The organism is Alkaliphilus crotonatoxidans (assembly GCF_054658015.1).
The window spans coordinates 1,104,781-1,127,423 of sequence record NZ_BAAHXS010000004.1 but is presented as its reverse complement, the minus strand read 5'-3'; the positions used below and the strand labels follow the sequence as shown (position 1 = coordinate 1,127,423).

At 42.6% G+C, this 22,643-nt stretch carries 19 protein-coding genes; 4 read left to right on the top strand and 15 right to left on the bottom strand.

What is annotated here, in order from left to right; all coding sequences use genetic code 11:
- Nucleotides 1-128: 128 nt before the first annotated feature.
- The gene (gene ytvI, locus ACYQ1I_RS07850) at nucleotides 129-1,220 is read right to left on the bottom strand and encodes a sporulation integral membrane protein YtvI (RefSeq protein ID WP_459764046.1); all 1,092 of its coding nucleotides are present in this window, start codon (nucleotides 1,218-1,220) and stop codon (nucleotides 129-131) included.
- Between the two features lie 114 nt (nucleotides 1,221-1,334).
- Nucleotides 1,335-2,573 carry an HlyC/CorC family transporter gene (locus ACYQ1I_RS07845; RefSeq protein WP_459764044.1) on the bottom strand — a complete coding sequence of 413 codons (1,239 nt, stop codon included), beginning with the start codon at nucleotides 2,571-2,573 and terminating at the stop codon, nucleotides 1,335-1,337.
- A gap of 216 nt (nucleotides 2,574-2,789) precedes the next feature.
- Here ACYQ1I_RS07845 and ACYQ1I_RS07840 point away from each other — a divergent pair, with 216 nt between their 5' ends.
- Nucleotides 2,790-3,869, top strand: a complete 1,080-nt coding sequence (locus ACYQ1I_RS07840) for an acyltransferase family protein (protein WP_459764042.1) — start codon at nucleotides 2,790-2,792, stop codon at nucleotides 3,867-3,869.
- On the opposite strand, the gene ACYQ1I_RS07835 is transcribed toward ACYQ1I_RS07840, so the two are convergent.
- The 4 genes from ACYQ1I_RS07835 to ACYQ1I_RS07820 are packed head-to-tail and all read right to left on the bottom strand — an operon-like array spanning nucleotide 3,858 to nucleotide 7,731.
- Nucleotides 3,858-4,979, bottom strand: coding sequence for a metal ABC transporter permease (locus ACYQ1I_RS07835; protein WP_459764040.1), 1,122 nt, complete (start codon nucleotides 4,977-4,979; stop codon nucleotides 3,858-3,860). The two genes, ACYQ1I_RS07840 and ACYQ1I_RS07835, sit on opposite strands and share 12 nt — an antisense overlap.
- Nucleotides 4,972-5,970 carry a metal ABC transporter permease gene (locus tag ACYQ1I_RS07830; protein WP_459764038.1) on the bottom strand — a complete coding sequence of 333 codons (999 nt, stop codon included), beginning with the start codon at nucleotides 5,968-5,970 and terminating at the stop codon, nucleotides 4,972-4,974. Before ACYQ1I_RS07830 ends, ACYQ1I_RS07835 begins: the two co-directional genes overlap by 8 nt.
- Complete coding sequence (locus ACYQ1I_RS07825; RefSeq protein WP_459764036.1) at nucleotides 5,967-6,767, bottom strand: metal ABC transporter ATP-binding protein; 801 nt, start codon at nucleotides 6,765-6,767, stop codon at nucleotides 5,967-5,969. Before ACYQ1I_RS07825 ends, ACYQ1I_RS07830 begins: the two co-directional genes overlap by 4 nt.
- 13 nt (nucleotides 6,768-6,780) lie before the next feature.
- Nucleotides 6,781-7,731, bottom strand: coding sequence for a metal ABC transporter solute-binding protein, Zn/Mn family (locus ACYQ1I_RS07820; RefSeq protein WP_459764034.1), 951 nt, complete (start codon nucleotides 7,729-7,731; stop codon nucleotides 6,781-6,783).
- A 260-nt stretch (nucleotides 7,732-7,991) separates the two neighbouring features.
- On the opposite strand from ACYQ1I_RS07820, the gene ACYQ1I_RS07815 reads away from it, so the two are divergent.
- Nucleotides 7,992-8,492: a metal-dependent transcriptional regulator gene (locus ACYQ1I_RS07815; protein ID WP_459764032.1), complete on the top strand. Its 501-nt coding sequence runs from the start codon at nucleotides 7,992-7,994 to the stop codon at nucleotides 8,490-8,492.
- Nucleotides 8,493-8,548: 56 nt separating this feature from the next.
- On the opposite strand, the gene ACYQ1I_RS07810 is transcribed toward ACYQ1I_RS07815, so the two are convergent.
- The 8 genes from ACYQ1I_RS07810 to kal all read right to left on the bottom strand — a co-directional run bounded on the left by ACYQ1I_RS07810 (nucleotide 8,549) and on the right by kal (nucleotide 15,416).
- Nucleotides 8,549-9,136 carry a thymidine kinase gene (locus ACYQ1I_RS07810; RefSeq protein ID WP_459764030.1) on the bottom strand — a complete coding sequence of 196 codons (588 nt, stop codon included), beginning with the start codon at nucleotides 9,134-9,136 and terminating at the stop codon, nucleotides 8,549-8,551.
- Between the two features lie 177 nt (nucleotides 9,137-9,313).
- Nucleotides 9,314-9,511, bottom strand: a complete 198-nt coding sequence (gene rpmE / locus ACYQ1I_RS07805; RefSeq protein WP_459764028.1) for a 50S ribosomal protein L31 — start codon at nucleotides 9,509-9,511, stop codon at nucleotides 9,314-9,316.
- Between the two features lie 133 nt (nucleotides 9,512-9,644).
- Nucleotides 9,645-10,958, bottom strand: a complete 1,314-nt coding sequence (gene rho / locus ACYQ1I_RS07800) for a transcription termination factor Rho (RefSeq protein WP_459765318.1) — start codon at nucleotides 10,956-10,958, stop codon at nucleotides 9,645-9,647.
- A gap of 130 nt (nucleotides 10,959-11,088) precedes the next feature.
- The gene (glpX, locus tag ACYQ1I_RS07795; protein ID WP_459764026.1) at nucleotides 11,089-12,048 is read right to left on the bottom strand and encodes a class II fructose-bisphosphatase; all 960 of its coding nucleotides are present in this window, start codon (nucleotides 12,046-12,048) and stop codon (nucleotides 11,089-11,091) included.
- 40 nt (nucleotides 12,049-12,088) lie between these two features.
- Nucleotides 12,089-13,090, bottom strand: a complete 1,002-nt coding sequence (gene glpX / locus ACYQ1I_RS07790) for a class II fructose-bisphosphatase (protein ID WP_459764024.1) — start codon at nucleotides 13,088-13,090, stop codon at nucleotides 12,089-12,091.
- Nucleotides 13,091-13,558: 468 nt separating this feature from the next.
- Complete coding sequence (fsa, locus tag ACYQ1I_RS07785; RefSeq protein WP_459764022.1) at nucleotides 13,559-14,203, bottom strand: fructose-6-phosphate aldolase; 645 nt, start codon at nucleotides 14,201-14,203, stop codon at nucleotides 13,559-13,561.
- Nucleotide 14,204: 1 nt separating this feature from the next.
- Nucleotides 14,205-15,023: a 3-keto-5-aminohexanoate cleavage enzyme gene (gene kce / locus ACYQ1I_RS07780; RefSeq protein ID WP_459764020.1), complete on the bottom strand. Its 819-nt coding sequence runs from the start codon at nucleotides 15,021-15,023 to the stop codon at nucleotides 14,205-14,207.
- 12 nt (nucleotides 15,024-15,035) lie between these two features.
- Entirely contained in the window at nucleotides 15,036-15,416 is a 381-nt protein-coding gene (gene kal, locus ACYQ1I_RS07775; protein ID WP_459764018.1) for a 3-aminobutyryl-CoA ammonia lyase, read from the bottom strand.
- 774 nt (nucleotides 15,417-16,190) lie between these two features.
- Between kal and ACYQ1I_RS07770 the strand changes: the two genes are divergently transcribed.
- Entirely contained in the window at nucleotides 16,191-17,543 is a 1,353-nt protein-coding gene (locus ACYQ1I_RS07770) for a sodium-dependent transporter (protein WP_459764016.1), read from the top strand.
- Between the two features lie 444 nt (nucleotides 17,544-17,987).
- The gene (locus ACYQ1I_RS07765) at nucleotides 17,988-19,337 is read left to right on the top strand and encodes a sodium-dependent transporter (protein ID WP_459764014.1); all 1,350 of its coding nucleotides are present in this window, start codon (nucleotides 17,988-17,990) and stop codon (nucleotides 19,335-19,337) included.
- Between the two features lie 69 nt (nucleotides 19,338-19,406).
- Here the strand turns inward: ACYQ1I_RS07765 and ACYQ1I_RS07760 are convergent, their stop codons facing one another.
- The gene (locus ACYQ1I_RS07760) at nucleotides 19,407-22,631 is read right to left on the bottom strand and encodes a hypothetical protein (RefSeq protein ID WP_459764012.1); all 3,225 of its coding nucleotides are present in this window, start codon (nucleotides 22,629-22,631) and stop codon (nucleotides 19,407-19,409) included.
- Nucleotides 22,632-22,643 lie beyond the last annotated feature (12 nt).

The following is a 22,643-nucleotide window of genomic DNA, read 5'->3' as shown; positions in this document are numbered from 1 at the left end:
TGTAATATTTACTCCTTGTTTATGTAAGCTGATTTCCCAGGAGTAAATTGTTAAATTTTTATCTATACCATTTTTCTTCTACAATAGATTTTATTTTCCTGCCAAATTAATAAGAATTCTTCTACGGATTATTCCAAGGGCCTTCCCGCATCAGGGGGCCTTCGCCACTTAGGCAGCAGTTCGAGTTTTTGCATGGTTAATAATAATATTAAAGCAATGGGCCCCAAAATCATCCCTGCAAACCCAATTAATCGTAAGCCGATATACATGGCTAGTAAAACACTCAGGGGATGAAAACCGATTTGGGTAGCCAGTACCTTGGGTTCTAAAAATCTGCGCAGGATAACGGTAATACCATAGATCACCCCTAGAAAAGCCGCAACAAGGTAATTCCCTTTAATAGTCTGCCAGACAATAATGGGAACAAATACCGTTCCTGTTCCTAAGACAGGCAGGGCATCCAAGAGACTTGCTGTAAGGGCGATTAACAGGGCAAATTCCATTCTTATAAGCAGCAGGCCAATACTGCAGACAATAAAGGTAGGAATCATTAATATAAGCTGAGCCTTAATATAGCCCCCTACTGCTAAAATTAAATCATTTTTAATAATTGTCAGCTTCGGAAACCAGTCAGGGGGAATTTGCAGTTTAATAAAATTGTAGATAAGCTGTCGGTCTCTGGAAATTAAATAGGCCGATATAATGGCGACAATAGTAAAGATAATTAATTCTGGAACAATTGAAAGTGCACTAAAAAATGAACCTAAAAAAATACTGAGCTGACCTGTTACCGCCTTAACAACTCCATCAAAGGCCGTCAGCATGGTCTGGGCAATGTCTGAAGGAATGAGGGTATAATAATCCTGTATTTCCTTCAAAATACTTTGCCCCCTCTCATATATCAGGTTAGCATATTCAGGCAAATATTGATATAAAGCCATCATCTGAAGGGTAATTAAGGTTCCGATGGTGGTGAAAATAGTCAAAACAAGGATCACGAAGAGTACCACACCAATTAAGCTGCTCAAGGCTCGTTTGATTCCCAACCTTCGCTGCATCCAGACGATTAGGGGTTCGATTAAGCCTGCCACCAACCACCCCAAAAGGAAGGGTAATGTCATTAAAATTATTTTTCCACCCCAAAAAAATAATGTTAAAAAAATCAAGACTGCAATCAATAATCTGATAAAATTAGGTAGGTAGTTTCGATAATCCTTCATGATCCTCCGATCCTTTCTTCATTTGCCCCATAGATAATTAATTGATTAGAACCTGATGAATAGAAAAAGCTTACTGAAACTTGACAAGCAGTAAGCTTTAACCGTAATTCCTGACTACGATGAGGTGGTTACCAGCCTCACCTTTTTAATACGATTTCCCTCTATTTCTTCAAGCACTAGCTTAACATGCTGATAATTGACTGATTCACCTTTTTTCGGAAATCTGCCCAGCTCGCCGATGATGAAGCCCCCAATGGAATCAAAATCCTCTGATTCCAAGTTAAGTCCAATCATTTCATTAACTAGCTCTATTTTTACATTTCCTTTCACTAAATATTCATGCTCACTGATCATTTCAAAGTCATTTTCCTGTTCATCATATTCGTCCTGAATATCCCCTACAATTTCTTCAATTAAATCCTCCATTGTAACAATACCTGCTGTTCCACCATATTCATCCAGCACAATGGCCATATGGTTCTTATTTTTTTTCATCTCCTTAAACAGGTCTGCTACTTTCTTGTATTCAAAGGTAAAAAAGGCCTTTCTGAGATAATCCCTAAGACAAAAGGTCTCCTTAATATCCTCCACTGTGAACAGATCTCTTACATTCAATACACCGATTATATTGTCAATTCCCTCATCATATACAGGATATCGGGAAAGTTTCTCGTTTCTGATTAAGTTAATGGTTTCCTCATAATTTAAATTCACATCCAGGGCAATGATATCTGTCCTTTGAACCATCACATCTTTAATCTGGCTGTCTCCGAATTCAAAGACATTATAGATCATTTCCTTTTCGTCTACTTCTAATACCCCTTCCTCTTGACTGACGGTTACAACTGTCTTAAGCTCTTCTTCAGTAATGAAGGGGCGGTCATTATACCGATTGATACCCATTAATTTCATTAAGTTATCTGTAACGAAATTGAACACAATTACAATGGGACGCAAAACCATAACAATCCATGCCATGGGCCTACTGATCTTTAAGGAAATTGCCTCGGCATTTTGAGCAGCTAAAGACTTAGGTGTAATCTCAGAGAAAACCAGTACTGAAAAGGTCATGATCCCTGTGGCAATGGCCACACCATTATTTCCAAAGGCCTCCAGGGCAATAGAGGTTGCCAGGGCTGAAGCTGCTATGTTAACAATATTGTTTCCCACCAAAATGGTTCCCAGGAGCTTATTTGGTTCATCCAACAGCTTAAAGACTGTCTCTGCACCATGAATTTTCTCATCAACCAGATGCCTCACCCTAATTTTGCTCAGAGACATAAGGGCCGTTTCTGAAGCCGAAAAAAAGGCAGATAGCATTAATAATAAGATTAAAACAAGTAGCTCCCACATGTGACTCGGGTCCAAGTTTAACCACACTCCTTAAATGTTTTTAAGAATATTATACCACAAATTTATACGCAAACAACAATAACAATTTCACCGGGCCCATGGGCGTTTTGCACTATTTTAATCATATAAGGTCTTTCACTTATTGATATGGTTATGGTACAATCTTACTATTCATCACAGTTTCTTTCATTTCAATCGAAGGGGAGTTTAACGATCATGAAAAAGAAGTTCTTAAAGGAGGTTTATCTGTTACGGAGTGTTTCTTGCCTAAATGTCGTTTTAGCCCATGGCATTACCCGTACCATTGAGCTTTACGACGGGTCATTGACTGCCGAAAGCAGATTGCTTTTCCTGTCTTTAAGGCTGTTATCCACCTTCGGTACACCTATTTTTATTTTTTTAGCTGAGTTTTTACTGGCTTATTCTTATCGTGATGAAATTCCACAAAATTTCTTAAAAAAACGCTTTCAATATATCTTTATACCCTACCTTTCAATGGGGGTAATTTATGCTATTTTGTCAACCTTTGAGGGAACTGCCTATTTAAACAGCGTTGGCTTGTCCAGCTTTTTGATTCATTTTATTAAAAATGTCTTCCTGGGCTTTTATCGCCATGGCTATTTTATTCTGGTGATCTTTCAATTCTATTTCCTCCATATTAAATTTCATCAAAAAATCAAGGAGCTTTCTCCACCATTGGTATTGCTAGGCTCCCTTCTCATTAATATACTTTATTTGGCCTTTTTCAACCTTACCAGGCCTCCCTTCAGCCATCCCATTGGCCAATATTTATGGGGAGACTTTTCGTGGATTCCCTTTCCCGGATGGATCTTCTATTTCTTTCTGGGCTATTACTGCGGTCATCATTTTGACACCTTTCAAAGGGGACTGCTGAAATATAGGAGGCTCGTGGCTCTGTTTCCCCTGGTCAGCGGCACCGTTGTGTTATCTGTCTACCGCCAGGGAATATTATTGATTAACAGCTCGAAACGGGTCGATATGCTTTTTTTCTCGGTCAGTATGCTGTTTTTTCTCTATTTAATGGCTCTAAAGCTGGATAAAATACCTCAATTTTTTGTCTATATCAGTCGTTACTCCTTTGGTATATATTTATTTCATATGTTGTTTTTAGCTATTTTGGTTTGGCTGATTAAACCAATTAATTATGCCTTTATTCCCCCTCAGCTTATGTTATTAATACTATGGTTACTGGCTACCCTGGGCTCCATCTGGGCCACCAAATATATAAGCCGACTCCCCTTCGGAAGCTATATTGTAGGAAAACTAGAAAGGTAAAATTGATTTTAGCCCCCATAGGGCCTTTTTTCTTCCTTCATCAGTCAACATAAGGTTCTGGCCCTTTTGAACAATCATTCCCTGCTTTTTCAGCTGGTGAATTAATTTCGTTGTAAAGCCCTCTGACCATCGGACAAATTGTCTGATATGTTCTTCACTTGATTCTGTCTTAGTCTCGAGGGTATGTTCATGATGATAAAGATGAATCAGCAGGGTTAGCCTGGCAAAATCCATTTTTCGCTGGCTTCGCTTATAAAATCCCACTATCAGGCCTCTATGGGGAGAGCCTAGGAAAACCAGCAAAAACAACACTCCTGCCACAGTGGCCATGGAACCGGCAATCGATACATCAAACAGTCGGGCTACTTGATAACCTGCCACACCAATTACAATGCCCAACATTCCGCTGGTAAAAAGCATATTTTCCAGCTCGTTGGTTAATAAATAGGCGGTTAACGGCGGAACCACCATCAGTGCCACCACTAAAATGGAGCCAACGGCGTCAAAGGCCCCCACCGCAGTAATTGAAACCACACTCATTAAACAATAGTGTATAATCCAGGGGGATATTCCCAGGGCTGCAGCCAGCCTGGGGTCGAAGGTAACGATTTTTAATTCCTTATAGAATAGGGTAATAAAGAGAATGTTGATGATGAAAATGATTCCCATGACATAGAAGGATTTTGGCCCCAGGTCATAGCCTCCAATACTAAGTCTATGGAAGGGGGCAAAGGCAATTTCTCCCAATAGCACCGCATCAACATCCAAATGAACGTTGCCTGCGTAGCGTGAAATAACGATGACACCAATACTGAAAAGGGCTGTAAAAACCAAACCAATTGAAGTATCTTCTGCCAAAAGTCCGGTTCCCTTCAGAAATTCCACTAACAAAACTGTGAAAAGGCCCGTTGCTGCTGCCCCTAAAATCAACAGTGGTGAATGGATATCATGGGTATAGAGAAAGGCCAGGGCAATTCCTGCTAAAATTGAATGGCTAATGGCATCGCTCATCATGGCCATTTTCCTCAAAACCAGGAAGGTTCCTGAAAGGGTACAGGTTACTGCCACCAGGGCCGCCAGTAATTGTATTTCCATTTGCGGGTTAATCATTGTCTATTACCTCCCCTCTGTCCCTTCTTTCATAAATTTCATTGATTTTCTCCGAGGTCATCCGCCATCCTCCATCGGTGTTTGTTAGAAGATAATCTCTTTTAATGGTACCCTGCTGCTTTTTCTTAAGATAAAGCTGATAAAGCATTCCTCTTTTCGGTGCAAATAATAAGGATAACAATACGATTAAAAATCCAATCAAAACAATAACAGGGCCCGTTGGCATTCGCTGCACCTGGCTGCTGATTATTACCCCTGTGATGCCGGCAAGGACTCCAAAGCAGCCTGACAGGAGGGCCATCAGCTCTAATCGGTTGGTCCATTGCCGGGCGGCTGCCGCTGGGGCAATAATCATGACACTCATTAAAACAACCCCCACCGCCTGAAGGCCTACTACAATTGCCACCACCAAGAGCCCTGTTAACAGGACATCAATTAAACCCATGGGAAATCCCAGGCTGGTGCCAAATTCTCTATTAAAGGCCAACAGCTTAAATTCCTTCCAGAAAATAATGGTTAGTATAAGGGCGGTGCCCCCCAGCAAAGCCATCACCATCACATCCTCCTTTAGGAGGGTAGCCGCCTGGCCGAACAGGTATTTATTTAAGCCTGCCTGCCTGGCATTGGGCTGCTTTTGCACCACGCTCAGCAGCATAAGGCCCAGGCCAAAGAACACTGATAAAATAATTCCCAGGGCCCCATCATATTTAATCGGACTATATTTTACAATCATCATCATGGCCAGGGCTGATATTAATCCTGCTATCAAGGCTCCTGTCAATAAAACCATGGGTGATCGATCACCCGTTAACATAAAGGCCAGAACAATACCCGGCAGGGCTGAATGGGATACGGCATCCCCCAGAAGACTTTGCCTTCTGAGGACCGCAAAGGTTCCCAAAACACCGCTGGTGATGCCTAAAATTGCTGCCCCTGCCATTACCACCAAAAAGGTATAGTCTTGGAATAAATACCCTATCACAGCCATCATAAGACCACCTCTTTATTTTTGCCCTTTTCTTCAGAAGTGGTGAATATTTCTTCTAATTCTTCAGAATTTTTCATAGCCTTGGGTCCATGGCTTCCATAGGTTTGCTTCAGGTTTTCCTTGGTGAAAACCTGTTGCTGGGGCCCTACTGCAATACATTTTACGTTCAATAGCATGACCCAATCAAAATAGCTTGTTACAGTCTGTAAATCATGGTGTACGACAATAAGGGTCTTCCCTTGATTTTTAAGCTCAACCAGGAGCTTAACAATCATTTTTTCTGTCAGGGCATCTACCCCCTGAAAGGGTTCATCCATTAGATACAAATCGGCTTTTTGCACCAAAGCCCGGGCCAAAAATACCCGTTGCTGCTGTCCTCCTGATAATTGACTGATCTGGCGATTATAATAGCCTTCCATGCCCAGCTGGCTCAATGCCTCCATGGCAATGGCCTTTTCCCTTTTACCCGGCCGTCTGATCCATCCCAGTTCTCCGTAAAGGCCCATGGTAACAACGTCTAATACGGTTGTAGGGAAATCCCAATCAACGCTTCCCCGTTGGGGCACATAGGCCACCCGTCTGCGGTTAATCTGATAAGGCTTGCCATAAATCAGTGTCTTACCTGTAATGGGCTTCACAATCCCCAATAGGGCTTTAATGAAGGTACTTTTTCCTGCTCCATTGGGCCCTACAATTCCCAGTAGTGTTCCCGCCGGAACACTGACGCTTACATCCCAAAGCACTGGCTTTTCTTGATAAGCTACGGTTAAGTCATGGATTAACAATGCGGCTTCCTTCATCGTATTTCACTCCTTACTCAGATAATGCTTTGACAATGGTATCAATGTTGTATCTTATCATGCCTAAATAGGTGCCCTCGGGTTGCCCTGGGTCGCCCATGGCATCGGAGTAGAGCTCGCCCCCAATGGCTACTTGAAAGCCCCTGGCTTCAACGGCCTGCTGAAGGGCTTCAATATTTCTGGCCGCCACCGAGGTTTCAACAAAAATAGCCTTTATTTTTCGTTCAGCTATCAGATCAGCCAATTCCCTAATATCTGCAATACTGGCCTCCGATTCGGTGCTGATTCCCTCCAAGCCCAGTACCTCAAAATCGTAGGCCCTTCCAAAGTATTGAAAGGCATCGTGGGCTGTAATTAAGACCCTTTGTTCCTTGGCCAGGCTTTGGGCCCGGTCTGTTACATATTGATTAAGCTCCTTCAGGGCTTCAATATAATCTTCAGCATTCTTTGCATAGACTGCTTCATTGGCCGGATCAAGCTTAATGAGCTGTTCCTTTACGTAAGCTGTCACCTCAATCCAGTTCTCAACATCAAACCAAATATGGGGGTCATGGCTGCCTTCAAATTGATCCTCTCCCGCCATTAATCTGCCCTCCTGAATGCCATCTGTAATGGCATAGGTGGCGATCCCCCTATTGTTCATTTCAATAAACAGGTCATTAATTTTCCCCTCCAGGTGCAACCCATTGTAAAAAATGGCATCGGCTTCCTGAAGCAGCCTTACATCACCCTCTGTAGCCTGGTACAGATGGGGGTCTATTCCCGGCCCCATTAGCCCCTTTACCTCCAGCACTTCTCCCCCCAAGGTCTGAAGTAAATCTGTAATCATGGTGGTGGTGGTTACAACCTTCAAGGGATTGTCGGATGCTGAAGGTGGGTTCGTTTCATTGGATTGCATTGTATAGACAAGGCCCCCTGCAAAAATCACCATAACCAGCCCCAACAGAATTAGCTTTGATTTCAATTTAAACACGCCCTTTCCCAATTTGATTTTTTATATTTACTAAAGTTATCCCTAGTTAAAAAAGTTTGCCTTGACTAACTTTTTTATATAAATACCCTAATTTTGACGGATAAACATATATTTATTTTTTTATATTTCTCTACCAATACGAATAGGATATATTAATACAATTAAAAGGGGAGCCAGAATTCTGGCAGATTAAATGGATAAGTAATAGATTTTTACAGTCATATTCATCATATGTAAAGGTTGTGAAATGTGTGAATCTAAAAAAAAGAAATCAATTAATGAAAACCTATGAGGTGAAACGAGAGCAAAGGGGTGCCTTGACCGCCAGCATGGAGGATTATCTCGAAACCATTTATTTAACCCAGCGTAAGGAAGGTCATGTACGGATGAATATCCTGGCGGAAAAGCTGAGGGTTCAGGTTCCTTCCGCTACCAAAATGGTTCAAAAGCTAACCAGACAGGGGCTGCTGGATTATGAAAAATACGGGCTTATTCACCTAACAGAGGAAGGGGAAGCCCTTGGCAGGTTTTTATGGGAAAGGCATCAAACCGTAGAGGCATTTTTGACTTTATTGGAGGTTGAGGATAATCTCTATCGTAATATAGAGGCGATGGAGCACAGCTTTTCAATGGAAATTTTACACCAGATTCGCCTTTTAAATGATTTTTTCAGAGAGTCACCCCAGGTAATGGAGCAATTCAGGCAATTTAAAAGGCGAAATGAGGACAAAAAAACACCAGACCAAGGTTGATCTCACTTTAACATAGAAAGTGAAGATTAACTGGACTGGTAAACTTTAAAGTCTATCTATTCAGCCACCTCATGGCATTTTCGACATCGTGCTTCATAGGAATCCTTAGCCCCAACCATAATAATGGGATCACTGTATTTGGCAGGCTTACCATTGACCAATCGCTGTGTTCTGGTGGCAGGGCTTTTACAAACCATACAGACTGCCGTTAATTTGGTTACATATTCGGCAATTGCCATCATTTGAGGTACTACCTGGAAGGGCTCTCCTCTAAAATCCATGTCTAGCCCCGAACAAATAACCCGTTTCCCTGCATTGGCCACCCGTTGACATAGGGTTAATATGGCTTCATCAAAGAATTGAATTTCATCAATGGCCAGCACATCAAAATCCTGCTGTTCAATGATCTTTTCAATTTCTAAGGCGTTGTCCACCGGAATGGAAGGGGTCTGTTTCCCATTATGGGAAGTAATGTTATTATCTGAATAACGTTTATCTATTTTTGGTTTAAAGGCCAATACCTTTAAATCGGCAATTTTGGCACGATTGATTCTTCGAATCAGCTCTTCGCTTTTTCCCGCATACATGGGGCCAACGATAATTTCAATACTGCCATTTTGTGAATATTCCACGAGATCAACCACAATTACTCCTCCCCCTTTTGGTTCTATTATCATTATATTGTGATAGCCCTCAACAGAAAAGCCCCGTGATTATCCTATGTAATAATTAGGTCATTGTACCTGTTTTTTACATAAAACTGCATAAAAAATCAAGGCTAGAAGAAAACCCCCAACCTTGATCAACTTTTAAGTGAAAAATTACATACCAAATTTTTTCTTGAATTTTTCTACTCGGCCACCCTTTTCAACTGATTTTTGCTTACCAGTGAAAAATGGATGACATTCTGAACAGATTTCTACTCTAATTTCTTGTTTTGTTGAAGTGCTTTTGAAGCTATTGCCGCATACGCAATGTACCTCAACCTCATGATTTTGTGGATGGATATCCTTTTTCATTTTTTTCACCTCTTCTTTCTGCCGCGCTTATATATCTTATCAGAAATACGCTGATCGCACTCCCAAAATGCTTAGGGCAAATTAACTATTACATTATAGCATAATAAGATAGGGGGTGCAAGAAATAATTCCATTAAATACGCTTCTTAAACATTTCCACAAATTCCCTATTATTCTTAGTTTCCATTAGGGAATTAATTATTTTTTCGGTTACCTCTTGAACAGAGCTGCTGCTCATGGCCCTTCTAATGCTCCAGATACTTTCCAGCTCTGCCTGACTCAGTAATAGCTCTTCCCGTCTGGTACCCGACTTATTTACATCAATGGCTGGGAAAATTCTCTTTTCAGAGAGTTTACGGTCCAGATGAAGCTCCATGTTTCCGGTTCCCTTAAATTCTTCAAAAATGACATCATCCATTCGGCTGCCGGTTTCAATTAATGCAGTAGCAATAATCGTTAGACTGCCACCCTCCTCAAGGTTTCTGGCAGCACCAAAAAATCTTTTTGGCTTATGTAAGGCCCCTGGGTCTAAACCTCCAGATAGGGTTCTGCCTGTGGGAGGAATTGTTAAATTATATGCCCTTGCCAATCTTGTAATACTATCTAATAGTATGACCACATCCTTGCCGTGCTCCACCAGCCTTTGGGCTCGATTTAAAACCATTTCCGCCACCTTGATATGATGACTGGGCAGTTCATCGAAGGTCGAGTATACTACCTCTCCCTTAATGGAACGCTGCATATCTGTAACCTCTTCGGGTCTTTCATCAATTAGTAGAACGATAATATCTATATCGGGGTAATTAAGCGAAATACTATTAGCGATTTTTTGCAGTAATATGGTTTTTCCTGCCTTCGGGGGAGCCACAATCATCCCCCTTTGACCCTTACCAATGGGGGCGATTAAATCTATTAATCGAGTAGAAAGCTCGGTACTATTCAGTTCCAGATTAATTCTTTCCTTGGGGTAAATTGGGGTAAGATCTTCAAAATTAGGTCTTTTTGTAGCGGATTCTGGCTCTAATCCATTGATTTTTTTCACATAGAGAAGGGCTTTAAATTTTTCTCCGCTTTTAGGCGGTCTAGTAATACCTGTAATCATATCGCCGGTACGCATATTAAATCTTCTAATTTGTGAGGGAGATATATAAATATCATCTTCACTTGAAAGGTAATTATTTCGTCTTAAGAAGCCATAACCATCTGTATGAATTTCTAAAATTCCTTGGGCAATGTTAACCTCTTCACCGACTGGGATTTCATCACTTAAATGCTCTGGCAATCCCTGATGCTTGATTTCTGGCCTTGGCTGATTCTCTACTGGAGCAGCAGGACTGACAGGGTTTTGGTTTTCCTTAATCCAGGCAATGATATCATCCTTACGAAGTCTTGTGGTATACTTCATACCCATTTCCTTCGCAATCTTTCTAATATCCTGCACCTTCATGTCCTCCAGATGATTTATGTCCAAATGACCACCTCCTTTTTTTGATCTAAAAAGGGTAATTGAATTCCCTTTTTACCGAGATTCTAACATGTTTATTGGCAAGAGTCAACTAATATCGTAAATTATCGTCTTAATAGGCATACCTTGGCTTCTGATTGAGCTTATGAATGGCTTCAACAAATCGAATGGTTCCTGTTTCCGAGCGCATGACAACGGAATGGGTCTTTGCTACTCCCTTTCCCGGATACACCACACCCTTTAACAACTCGCCGTCTGAGATACCGGTGGCAGCAAAGTAAACCTCATTGCCTTTGACCAAATCCTCCATATACAATACTTTATTAACATCTAATCCCATTTTTATACATCTGCTTCTTTCCTCTTCATTCGTTGGCATTAAGCGCCCCTGGAATTCTCCTCCCATTGATTTCAAGGCCGCAGCAGCAATCACCCCCTCGGGGGCACCTCCAATTCCCAAAAGCATATCCACACCGGTATCAACAAAGCAGGTGGCCATGGCCGCCGCCACATCGCCGTCCTTAAAGAGCTTTATTCTTGCTCCCGCAGCACGACAATGTTGAATTAAAGCCTCGTGTCTTGGCCGATCCAGCATGGTAATGGTTAAATCAGTTATACTTTTGTCCAGGGCAGCCGCCAGGGCCTTCAGATTTTCTTCAAGGGGAGCCTCCAGGTTGACTTTTCCGGCCGCCCTGGGGCCTACTGCGATTTTATCCATATACATATCTGGAGCATTTAATAGACAGCCCCTGGGAGCCATGGCCACCACAGCAATGGCATTGGGTAATCCCTTGGCGACCGAATTGGTTCCCTCTACTGGGTCAACGGCGATATCCACCTCTATTCCACCGTTTCCTACAACCTCCCCAATGTAGAGCATTGGGGCTTCGTCCATTTCTCCTTCCCCAATGACAACCGTTCCTTTGATATTAATGGTATCAAACATTTTACGCATACCATCAACCCCAGCCTGATCTGCTGCTATCTTATCTCCCTTACCCATATACACGGCAGCACCCAGTGCAGCGGCCTCCGTTACCCTTACCAGATTAATTGCTAAGTTCCGATCCATTCTTTACACCTCATTTCTATGATATAAGACATGATTCCATCTACCGTTTGTGTTTTTTGAGTACTTCCTGCAACACCGCTGTTTTGTCTAATCGATGAAGGGCAGTTACAAAGCGAATGGTGCCAGTTTGCCCCCTCATGACAACAGAGTGGGTTTCGGCCATATCATTTCCTTTGTAAACCACCCCTTTTAATAGCTCTCCCTGGGTAATTCCAGTGGCGGCAAACAAACAATCATCCCCTTTTACCAGGTCTTCTAAGGTTAACACCCGATAGATTTCTGCTTCACTTTTTAAGCCCAGCTCGTGACATCGATCTAATTCTTCAGGGCTCATGGGGTGTAATACCCCTTGCATATCTCCGCCCATGGCCTTTAGGGCAGCAGCAGCAATAACACCTTCGGGGGCTCCGCCAATTCCCATTAAAATATCAACCCCTGTATCATCAAACCCCGTAGCAATGGCTGCAGCTACATCGCCATCACTAAAGAGCTTGATTCTTGCACCACTTTCTCTTATGGCCTCAATCATTTCCTGGTGGCGGGGCCTGTCTTGAATAATTACAGTTAAATCCTCTATGTTTTTATCTAGGGCCCTGGCAACGGCCTTTAGGTTATCCTCCACCGAAGCATTAATATCAATGGCTCCCTTGGCTTTAGGGCCTACGGCGATTTTTCTCATATAGGTATCGGGAGCATGTAAAAGACACCCCTTGGGGGCCATGGCCACCACAGCAATGGCATTGGGCAGCCCTTTGGCAATCAGTGTCGTACCTTCCAGGGGATCAACTGCGATGTCTACTTCACTGGCCCCCTCGTCACCACAGCCGACCCTTTCACCAATATAGAGCATGGGGGCTTCATCCAGCTCCCCCTCCCCAATAACAACCGTTCCACATATGGAAATACTGGAGAAGGCCCTTCTCATTCCATCTACGGCTGCCTGATCGGCAGAAATTTTATCTCCTCTACCCATATACCCTGAAGCGGCGAGGGCTGCTGTTTCCGTTACACGAACCAACTCCATTGCTAAATCTCGATCCATTCTTCCTTCTCCTCCTCCAATTTTCAAAACCTTCAAGCTTTAGGCTGTTTATTTTATAATTAAGGCTATACTTTTTCTTTCCTCATTACAATATATTATATGAAATTGTAGATTTACTCAACCTAATTGGATAAAAAAATCTTCCTCTGTTTAACATAACAAGAGCACCTGCCCTTGAGGTGCCCTATAACTATTGTGTTTTTGCTTTTAAAAATCATAACTTAATCACAATATTGGAACTGAATATATTATCTCTATTTAATTACTTTAAGGCGCTTTTTAATTTGAAAGACCTTCCTTTTCTATTTGACATCCTTCAAACTCCTTATTTCAAAGTAAGCTTTTCTTTCTCTTATTGTATCATTCAAAGGGGCCCTTAGTAAGATTAAAATTAAAAAATTATTTGAATTAGGTTGACTTTTTATGAAAAAAGCCCCTCTTTAAAAGCAGGGGCCAAAATACTAATTTCTATTTTACCGCACCCTCCCAATCCTTAAGAAATCTTTCAATACCGCTGTCAGTTAAGGGGTGCTTCACCATTTGCTTAAATACACCATAGGGAACAGTAGCCACGTCGGCTCCCAGCCTGGCCGCTTCGATCACATGGGGGCTATGTCGAATACTGGCTGCCAGCACCTGGGTTTTTATTTGATGTGATTTAAAGATTTCAGCGATCTCTTGGATCAGCTTCATGCCGTTGTGCCCAATATCATCCAGCCTGCCCAAAAAAGGACTTACATAGGTGGCCCCTGCCTTAGCGGCCAATAGGGCCTGGGCGGCAGAAAAGACCAGTGTAACATTGGTTTTAACCCCTTTTTCGGTAAATACCTTCACCGCCTTTAATCCCTCCTCTGTCATGGGTACCTTGATAACAATATTGGGATGAATGGCAGTTAAGGGCTCAGCCTCCTTCACCATCTCCTCGGCCAGTAGACTAACCACCTCAGCACTGATGGGACCGTCGACAATTTCAGCAATTTCTCTGATCACCTGTTTAAAATCTCGACCTTCCTTTGCAATTAGAGAGGGATTGGTTGTAACCCCATCCAATACCCCCCAGCTTGCCACCTCTCTTATTTCATTTATATTGGCAGTATCAATAAAAAATTTCATTTTACGACCTCCTTAATCCTAATATTTTTCTTGCTTCTTTAGGGGTAGCAACTTCCCTTCCCAATTCCTTTGCCAGTCTGACTACCCTTTCCACCATCTGGGCATTAGAAGTGGCCAGTTCTCCTTTTTTATAATAAATATTATCCTCAAAACCAACCCGTACATGGCCTCCCAGGATAATTCCCATGGCAGCCAGGGGAAGCTGGGCCCTTCCGATTCCTGCCACGGTCCAGGTGGAGCCCGGTGGAATGGAACGAATCATATGCATTAAATCCTCTGGATTTCCCGGCGCCGCCCCGGGTACCCCCAAGACAAAATCAAAATGAAGGGGTTCATTGATAAGGCCCTTTTTCACAAGCCTCCTGGCATTTTCAATCATGCCCCGCTCAAATATTTCCAGCTCCGGCTTAACCCCCAATTCCTTCATTCTAAGGGCAAAGCTTTCCATATATTCCTCAGGATTCATAAAGATATCTGAACCAAAGTTGCAGGTACCGCAGCTTAAGGTAGCCATTTCGGGCCTTAATTCCACCGGCTGGAGTCTTTCTTCCGGCTTATGCCATACAGCCCCCCCTGTGGAGGGCTGAAAGATAACATCACATTTAGCCTCAATTTTTTCTTTTATTTCCTTATATATATCATAGGACTGGGTAGGGTTTCCAGCCTCATCCCTGGCATGAACGTGAACAATGGAGGCGCCGGCCTGCCAGCAGCCATAGGCCGCCTCAGCAATTTCATTCGGCGTTAGGGGAAGGGCCGGCTGCTGCTCTCTGGTTACTTCAGCCCCCGTCAAGGCGGCAGTAATGATTAACTTTTCCATCGTGCTCCCTCCCTATGCTCTTTGCTTTTCCTTGGGAACCACACAGGTTCCCACCGCCTTACAAACCACCAGAGGGGTCTTTAATACATCACAGGCGGATTCATTAATATCTGGCCTTGGCGCAATTACCTTCCGGGCCTCAAAGACCATTTTTCTGGAGGTATTTCCGATCTTGACAATTTCCCCCTCTGCCTCAATGTAGTCACCTGCATAGACCGGTGCAGTAAATTCGACCGATTCATAAGCCACAAAGAGTCCCTCGTCACCGTCGTTTCGAATCAGCAATTCCGTTGCCACATCACCAAAGAGCTGAAGCATTTTTGCCCCATCCACCAGGTTGCCCCCATAGTGGGCATCATGGGTACCCATCCTTACTCTGATTAATGCCTTCATCCTTCTTCCTCCTTTAGCCATATTAATTTGCAATACACCACCACTCAATTAAGTGGTTATCAACCAAATCATACTTATTTTGCTTCAATTAATACTCTAATTAATTAAAAATCGAATGCCTTTATAATATGGATATTCGTTTAATCTTTTAAAATCCCTCTCGAAATTACGACATACTTACCTTAAATTTTGAGTCTGATATTTTTTCCGATTTCCAAATGTATTAGGAATACAATTTTATTTAAAATTTCATTTTGAATCTTTAAAATATTTAATTTTAGTAAATAGTATCATTTTCTCGTCTTAATAATTTGCATATTATTAAAGACGTTTTTTTAATATTTAAAGTTAACAAAACTATTGTTTTATTTTATAATTTATTTATTTGTAAATATTATTTAATATGCAAAAATTTGTTAGTTGTTCCCTTCCTATTTTCACCATTGTTATTGGTATCTTCTTTTTATTTGGCTATTTTTTCCCCTTTTATTGGGATATGACATTTTATAGTTATTTTAGTTAAAAATTTAACCCTTGCACAAGTTCCCCTTGGGCTGTATAATTATTAAATAAAATAATATTTAAAATTTTCCCATAGTTATGAAAAAATTATAAGAAAGATTAAATATTTTGAATAAGCCTATTACCGCTTTTATAAGTTTTTTATTAATTCGAATGTTGGTCTTTCTTTGTGGGATAGGGGGTGAATTGTAAGCATATTTGTAATTTTCAGAAGGTTTCAAATCTTAAATCCAATTAAGGAGGGCGATTGTAGTGAATTTGAATGAAACGAAGCAAAGAGACCAATGGGGTTCGAAGATTGGCTTTATTCTCGCTGCTGCAGGCTCTGCGGTAGGACTGGGAAACATTTGGAAGTTTCCTTACCTTGCCGGATCTAACGGCGGGGGCGCATTTGTATTTGTTTATTTTGCAATACTAATAGTCGTAGGTTTTACTTTAATGATGGCAGAGCTTACCATTGGTAGACATACCCAGTTAAGCCCGGTGGGTGCCTATCGAAAGATCAAGGCTAAATGGGCCTGGGTTGGAGCCATTGGTGTAATAGCCGGCTTTTTAATTCTATCCTTTTACAGTGTTATTGGTGGTTGGGTAATTAACTATATCGTTAAATCACTGACTGGTGGATTCCATGTGGCCGATTCCAGTCAATTTGCTACAATCTTTACAAGTTTTATTACCAGTCCTATTGAACCGATCATTTATCAGGCCATTTTTATGGTCCTTACTGTAGGTATCGTTATTGGCGGAATTAGCGGTGGTATCGAAAAATATTCCAAAATATTAATGCCTGGGCTATTTATTATGCTTATCGTGGTAGTATTAAGATCCTTAACCCTTCCCAATGCCATGGAGGGAGTAAAGTTCTTTTTAGTCCCTGATTTCTCTGAAATCACCCCCTCAGTAATATTGTCTGCCCTGGGTCAGGTATTCTTTTCCCTAAGCTTGGGGATGGGAGCCATGATTACCTACGGCAGCTATCTAAGCAAGGAAGAAAACCTGGTAACCAGTTCGTTTCAGATTCCTTTACTGGATACTGCCGTTGCCCTGCTGGCGGGTCTAGCCATTCTTCCTGCAGTATTTTCCTTTGGCTTCAGCCCAGAGCAGGGTCCTGGACTACTGTTCATCACCTTGCCCGCTGTATTTGATGCAATGCCTTTAGGTACTATCTTTGGTTTCCTTTTCTTCGTACTGGTATTGTTTGCAGCTGTAACCTCTTCCATCTCTTTATTAGAGGTAAGCGTATCCTATGTAGTTGATGAATTAAATTGGGATCGTAAAAAGGCCAGTTTACTGTTAGGATTAATCATATTCATCCTAGGTGTGCCTTCTTCCCTTGGCCTAGGTGTTTGGGACCATATTTCGTTAGTTAAAGGAAAGGATATCCTTGACTCAGTCAGCTTTGTGGCTGAAAATATCTTCCTTCCCCTGGGCGGTATGCTGTTATGTATCTTCATTGGATGGGTTTGGGGTCTTGACAATGCCTACAAGGAAGTTACCAATGAAGGTAAAATCAAGTTTGGTTTAATGCATGTTTGGGGCTTCCTAGTGAAGTATGTTGCACCAATTGCTATCCTGATCGTATTTATTCAAGGCATTATGGCATAAAAAATAAAGATTCTGCACCGCTTCTGCGGTGCTTTTTTATTTTCAAATAGATTCCTCTTTACAATTTGTATAGACATCACTTTTCTGGGTTAACATACCTTTAATTTGGAATTATGTAAATTAGCAGAAAATTTTAATTGTTAAAAAAGTAACGCTTGCATCCTGAAGCTAATAAGACTATAATATAAAATTGTAGATTGCAAAAAAATTTTAATAACTATAATATTATAGTAAATTCCTATATTGTCCAATATCAGGAAATCGTTTTCTTTTTGCATTCCTCTAATTGCACCAGCTTTCAATTTAGCCTATGTCTCTATTTTCTGATATAGGTAATCTACATGTATTAGCCCTTTTACCAATTTTGTGGAATTATAGGAGGTGTTAACCAGTTATTATTCTCCACAATTCTAATCTTCTATACAAAAAGGAGGAACCATTTAAATGAACTTAAATGAAAAACAAAGCAGGGACCAGTGGAGTTCCAAAATAGGCTTTATCCTTGCAGCAGCAGGTTCAGCAGTTGGTTTAGGTAACCTGTGGAAATTTCCCTACACTGCAGGACAAAATGGTGGAGGCGCATTCGTAATTGTTTATTTTGCAATGCTTCTATTGGTAGGCTTTACCCTTATGCTAGCAGAATTGGTTCTTGGCAGACACACTCAATTAAATGCCATCGGAGCTTATCGAAAGCTCAAAAAGAACTGGGCATGGGTTGGAGGACTGGGTGTTCTGGCTTCCTATTTAATTCTGTCCTTTTACTCAGTCATCGGCGGATGGGTTATTAACTATATTATAAAGGCCTTAACCGGCGCCTTTAATACAGCTGATTTAGACACCCTAAGCGGAATTTTTGGCGGCTTTATTTCTAATCCTACACAGCCAATTATTTATCAAGCAATCTTTGTTATTCTTACTATGGGTATTGTAATTGGCGGTATTAGCGGCGGTATTGAAAAATACAGTAAAATTTTAATGCCAAGCTTATTTGTTATGATGTTCTTGATTATGGTTCGTTCTATCACCCTGCCAGGTGCTGTAGAAGGAATTAAATATTTACTCGTACCAGACTTTTCTAAAATTGACGGCAATGTTATGTTGGCAGCCCTGGGTCAGGTATTTTTCTCCTTAAGTCTGGGAATGGGGGTCATCATTACCTACGGTAGTTACCTGAGCAAGGATGAAAATCTGCCTCAAAGTGCCTTTACCATTCCCTTTATCGATACCGGTGTTGCATTAATGGCTGGATTAATAGTATTACCTGCTGTATTTGCCTTTGGTCTGGCTCCAGATCAAGGCCCTGGGCTCTTATTTATCACACTGCCTGCTGTATTTTCACAAATGCCTTTAGGTAGTTTATTTGCAGTATTATTCTTCCTATTGGTATTGTTTGCGGCTCTGACCTCTTCTATTTCACTGCTGGAGACATCCGTTTCCTATGTGGTAGATGCCTGGGGATGGAGTCGAAAAAAAGCGACCTGGATTCTTGCCCTTGTGGTCTTCTTAATCGGTGTGCCTTCTTCCCTGGCCCAAGGACCATGGAATCATATTCGACCCTTTAGAGGGCTGGATATTTTCGACTCTGTAGATTTCTTTGCCAGTAATATATTACTGCCCCTTGGCGGTCTGTTCCTATGTATTTTCATCGGATGGATCTGGGGTATTGATAATGCCCTTAAGGAAGCCTCCAATAACGGTAAAATCAGCTTCAAGATGGCAGGCTTCTGGGCCTTTGTGATTAAATACGTTGCTCCAATAGCCATTCTAATTGTATTCATTCAAGGATTAAGATAATAAATAATAAATGAATAGGATAACAGCATATTTTGCTTGCTGTTATCCTTTTTTATTGAAATTAGGCGTTTACCAATATCTGTTCAATTGAAAATCATCCTGTATGGTGCGGTATAGCTCCCACCAGATTACTTCTCCTTTGTTGATGCCCTTTCCCAATAGGTCGGCGTTGGTGGGCCGGTTTTTTCCATAGCTGTTGTATTCGGTGGGGGGGCTTTGGTGCCATTTGTTGTCTTTGGCCCACTGGTCTTCTTTTTGGGTGTAGTCTAGTTCTGCTATGGCTTGATGGCCTTTTTTACCGGTCACCTGGAAGGTGATGAGTACCTGGTATTCTTGTAGTCCTCTTTTCTGGAACAGGTCTAAGGGATAGCCTCTTCTGACAAACTTGGCATGATAGGGCAGAAACAGGTGGCTTTCGTAGGTGTTGTATTTTTCTTTGGCCTGATCCTGGCTGTGACGGATTCTTTGCTGGCTGCCTTCTTCTCTGTCAGCTTCGTAGGGGATGGCTTCTTTGTTTTGGGGCCTTAGGATGATGTTTCTGGATTGTTGGTAATAGTATTGGACTTGTTCATCCCATTGGGGATTGTTGATGTCGTCTATTCTGACGTATTTTCCTGCTTTGTTCAGGAGGTAGATGTCTACATTTTTGTAGAGGTTCCGCTGGTTGTCCAGGGCATGGTATTGTACCTGGATTTGGATTTGGTCCTGGGGATCTTCGTAGCCTATGGTGTCTATTTTGTACCGGGTCTGATAGCCCAGGGCGGTGCCGTGGCCCCATCGGTTGGTGTAGATGGGGAATTCTCTTGTTCTGATTCCCTGGTATTGTAGGGGGGTGGGCTGCCGGTTATGGTTTTGGAAGATGGCCTCCCATTTGTAGTCGGCAATTCCTATGATTCTCAGGTTTTTGATTTTGTTGATGTAAATGGGCGGACTAACGGTGATGGTCTGGTTTCCAGCTCTGTCGGTCTGTTTGATGTGCAGGTACCATAGTCCTTCTTTTTGCTGGCTGTACTGGGGGCTTCCCAGATGGGGGTCTAGTATCTGGGTGCTGCGGCCCAGGTATTGGGTGTAGTCCGGGGGATTCCACCGGGGTTGTATGTGCTCTCTTAGCAGGCTGTTGGTGCTGCTGTAGTGTTGATGGTAGTTTTGCCAGCCTCCCGGCTCGGTGAGCTGCTGATGGCTCTTGGACCAGGCGTATTGTAGTCGACTGCTGTCGGTGTGGCTGTTGTATTGGCCATGGCTGCCGATTCCTGACAGGTTGTCGTCCAGGTGGATTTGTATTTTGTTTTGATTCTGATCCAGGGTGTATTCGAAGCCTGGGGGCTCCTGGGAGACGGTATAGGCCGGAGGCTTCACCGGAACTCTGTCAATGGTTTTGGTGGCCCCGAAGGGGTTGTTGGGGGTCATGCTGAACCTGGCCGGCTCGGGATTGGTTTTGTCCAGGGGCAGGTCTCCCTCGGTCCAGGTGCCATTGGTTGTGACGGTTCTGCCGTTGATTTCTATGATGCCTTTGTTGCCTGCCAGGTCTTGAAGTGTTATTGGGATTTGATAAAGGCCGTCCTGGTTGATGGTGATGCTTTGGCTATAGCTGTAGCTGCTGCTGTGGCTATGGGGTATGTCTCTTTTGCCCATATAGGGCTTGTTGCCTGTATAGCTGTTATTGGTAATGTCTATATGGCTGTTGTTCATGCCTGATACGTTGGCTGCTCCCTGCTGGGATTGGTCGTCGGCCTGGATGGTTATATGGAAGTCGCTGTTGCTCCACCAATCTTTTTGGGGACTGTAGTTGATTCGTATGACTGGTGGGGTTTTGTCTAATGAATAGTGGCCTGACTCTGCCGGGAAGGTGTCGGTGGGCTCTGGCCCCGTCGGTGGCTGCCCCCCTGTCCATCTGGCTGAAACAACTGTTCCCTGGGGCGGTGAGGGATTGGGTTCGCCTGTTTCGATCCATTCTCTGGCCCCTCGATTCCAGCCTGCTACTTGGGCTGTCAGCTTCATATTTTTTTCTTCTTTGGTAATGGTCACGTTGCTGCCATTGGGTATGGTGGTATCAACTCCTGCGGTGCCTGCAATTTTCAGTCTCGCCGGAGTGAATTTTTCGGTGTATTCTTGCTGCTCGCTGCCGGAGCCTGTGCCGGTACGGGTGACGGTGCCGCCACCTGTGCCATCGGGGTTAGGCGGTATAACCTCCTCCCATTGATAGGTGTAGCTATAGCTCCGGCTGGCGGTGTTGGTCATGGTAATTTCTCCTGTGGCACTGACGGTAACGGGTATATCTTGGTTAACCCAATAGCTGTTGTTGTCTCGGGTTTTTCCGCCGATTGCCTGGGTGGAATCGGGGCTGAAGGTAATGGTTACATTCCCCTCTTCTCCGCCGCCTGGTGGTGGGGAATCTCCCTCTATATAGTAGAAGATCACCGCACCGGAAGGATTATCATAGTTAAAATCAAGATTTGTACTGCTGCCATTCTGGCGATGGCCACTTACTGCATTGTACATGGCAGCTTCATCGTTTTCTGCCATGGCCTTTCTATATCCTACTAATTCATGATTTGCAATGTAAGGGGCCGTCACCACGGTTGTACCAGAGGTAACATTCCTTACCTCCGAATTGATTAAAACCCCATTCCCCCTATCATCTGGATCATTTAATTTTCTTGTCTCAACGGTAAGCCTTCCTTCTCTGGCCTCCACATTAACATGAGTATAATACCACCAACCCAGTTCACCTAAAATATTATACCCCAATGATCGTTGTACACCATTTTCAGAGAAATTCCCCATTCCCCAGGGCTCTGTGGGAGGGGAATTATCCCTTACATTTAGATAAAATCTAAACTGGCCTGAATTAGGCAATAGATAATTGGAAAGTAGAGTGGGTTTATGCCCTGAATACCGAACATCTACATTGGTTTCAATGATTTGCAGTTCATAGCTGGTGATGGCTGTTCCTGAACCGATTTCTGAATTATCTTCAATTTGAATGTTATCTCCTGCCAGAGCCTTCAGGGTGGAGGGGGCGGGGGCGCCGTCGCCATACGGATACTTACTCATATCAGTAGTTTGAGATTTCCCTGTATTTGTGTTGAGCAGTGTGAATCCAGCTCTGGGTTTAGTCACTCCCGGAAACTCCATTCGATGATAATCCATTATTCCATCTGAGCCGAACCATGACGGTGGAAAATCAATTTCTGCCCCATAAACTGTATCTAATGGGAGTAAAATCTGACAAACCATGATACAGCATAGTAAAATACTGACTAGAAACTTATATGCTGAATTGCTTTTTTTCATATTGAGTATAAC

Coding starts and splice junctions, on each gene's coding strand:
- ytvI (WP_459764046.1), bottom strand. CDS start 1,220: ATGAAGGATTATCGAAACTACCTACCTAATTTTATCAGATTATTGATT.
- ACYQ1I_RS07845 (WP_459764044.1), bottom strand. CDS start 2,573: ATGTGGGAGCTACTTGTTTTAATCTTATTATTAATGCTATCTGCCTTT.
- ACYQ1I_RS07840 (WP_459764042.1), top strand. CDS start 2,790: ATGAAAAAGAAGTTCTTAAAGGAGGTTTATCTGTTACGGAGTGTTTCT.
- ACYQ1I_RS07835 (WP_459764040.1), bottom strand. CDS start 4,979: ATGATTAACCCGCAAATGGAAATACAATTACTGGCGGCCCTGGTGGCA.
- ACYQ1I_RS07830 (WP_459764038.1), bottom strand. CDS start 5,970: ATGATGGCTGTGATAGGGTATTTATTCCAAGACTATACCTTTTTGGTG.
- ACYQ1I_RS07825 (WP_459764036.1), bottom strand. CDS start 6,767: ATGAAGGAAGCCGCATTGTTAATCCATGACTTAACCGTAGCTTATCAA.
- rpmE (WP_459764028.1), bottom strand. CDS start 9,511: ATGAAAAAGGATATCCATCCACAAAATCATGAGGTTGAGGTACATTGC.
- rho (WP_459765318.1), bottom strand. CDS start 10,958: ATGAAGGTGCAGGATATTAGAAAGATTGCGAAGGAAATGGGTATGAAG.
- glpX (WP_459764026.1), bottom strand. CDS start 12,048: ATGGATCGGAACTTAGCAATTAATCTGGTAAGGGTAACGGAGGCCGCT.
- glpX (WP_459764024.1), bottom strand. CDS start 13,090: ATGGATCGAGATTTAGCAATGGAGTTGGTTCGTGTAACGGAAACAGCA.
- fsa (WP_459764022.1), bottom strand. CDS start 14,203: ATGAAATTTTTTATTGATACTGCCAATATAAATGAAATAAGAGAGGTG.
- kce (WP_459764020.1), bottom strand. CDS start 15,023: ATGGAAAAGTTAATCATTACTGCCGCCTTGACGGGGGCTGAAGTAACC.
- kal (WP_459764018.1), bottom strand. CDS start 15,416: ATGAAGGCATTAATCAGAGTAAGGATGGGTACCCATGATGCCCACTAT.
- ACYQ1I_RS07765 (WP_459764014.1), top strand. CDS start 17,988: ATGAACTTAAATGAAAAACAAAGCAGGGACCAGTGGAGTTCCAAAATA.
- ACYQ1I_RS07760 (WP_459764012.1), bottom strand. CDS start 22,631: ATGAAAAAAAGCAATTCAGCATATAAGTTTCTAGTCAGTATTTTACTA.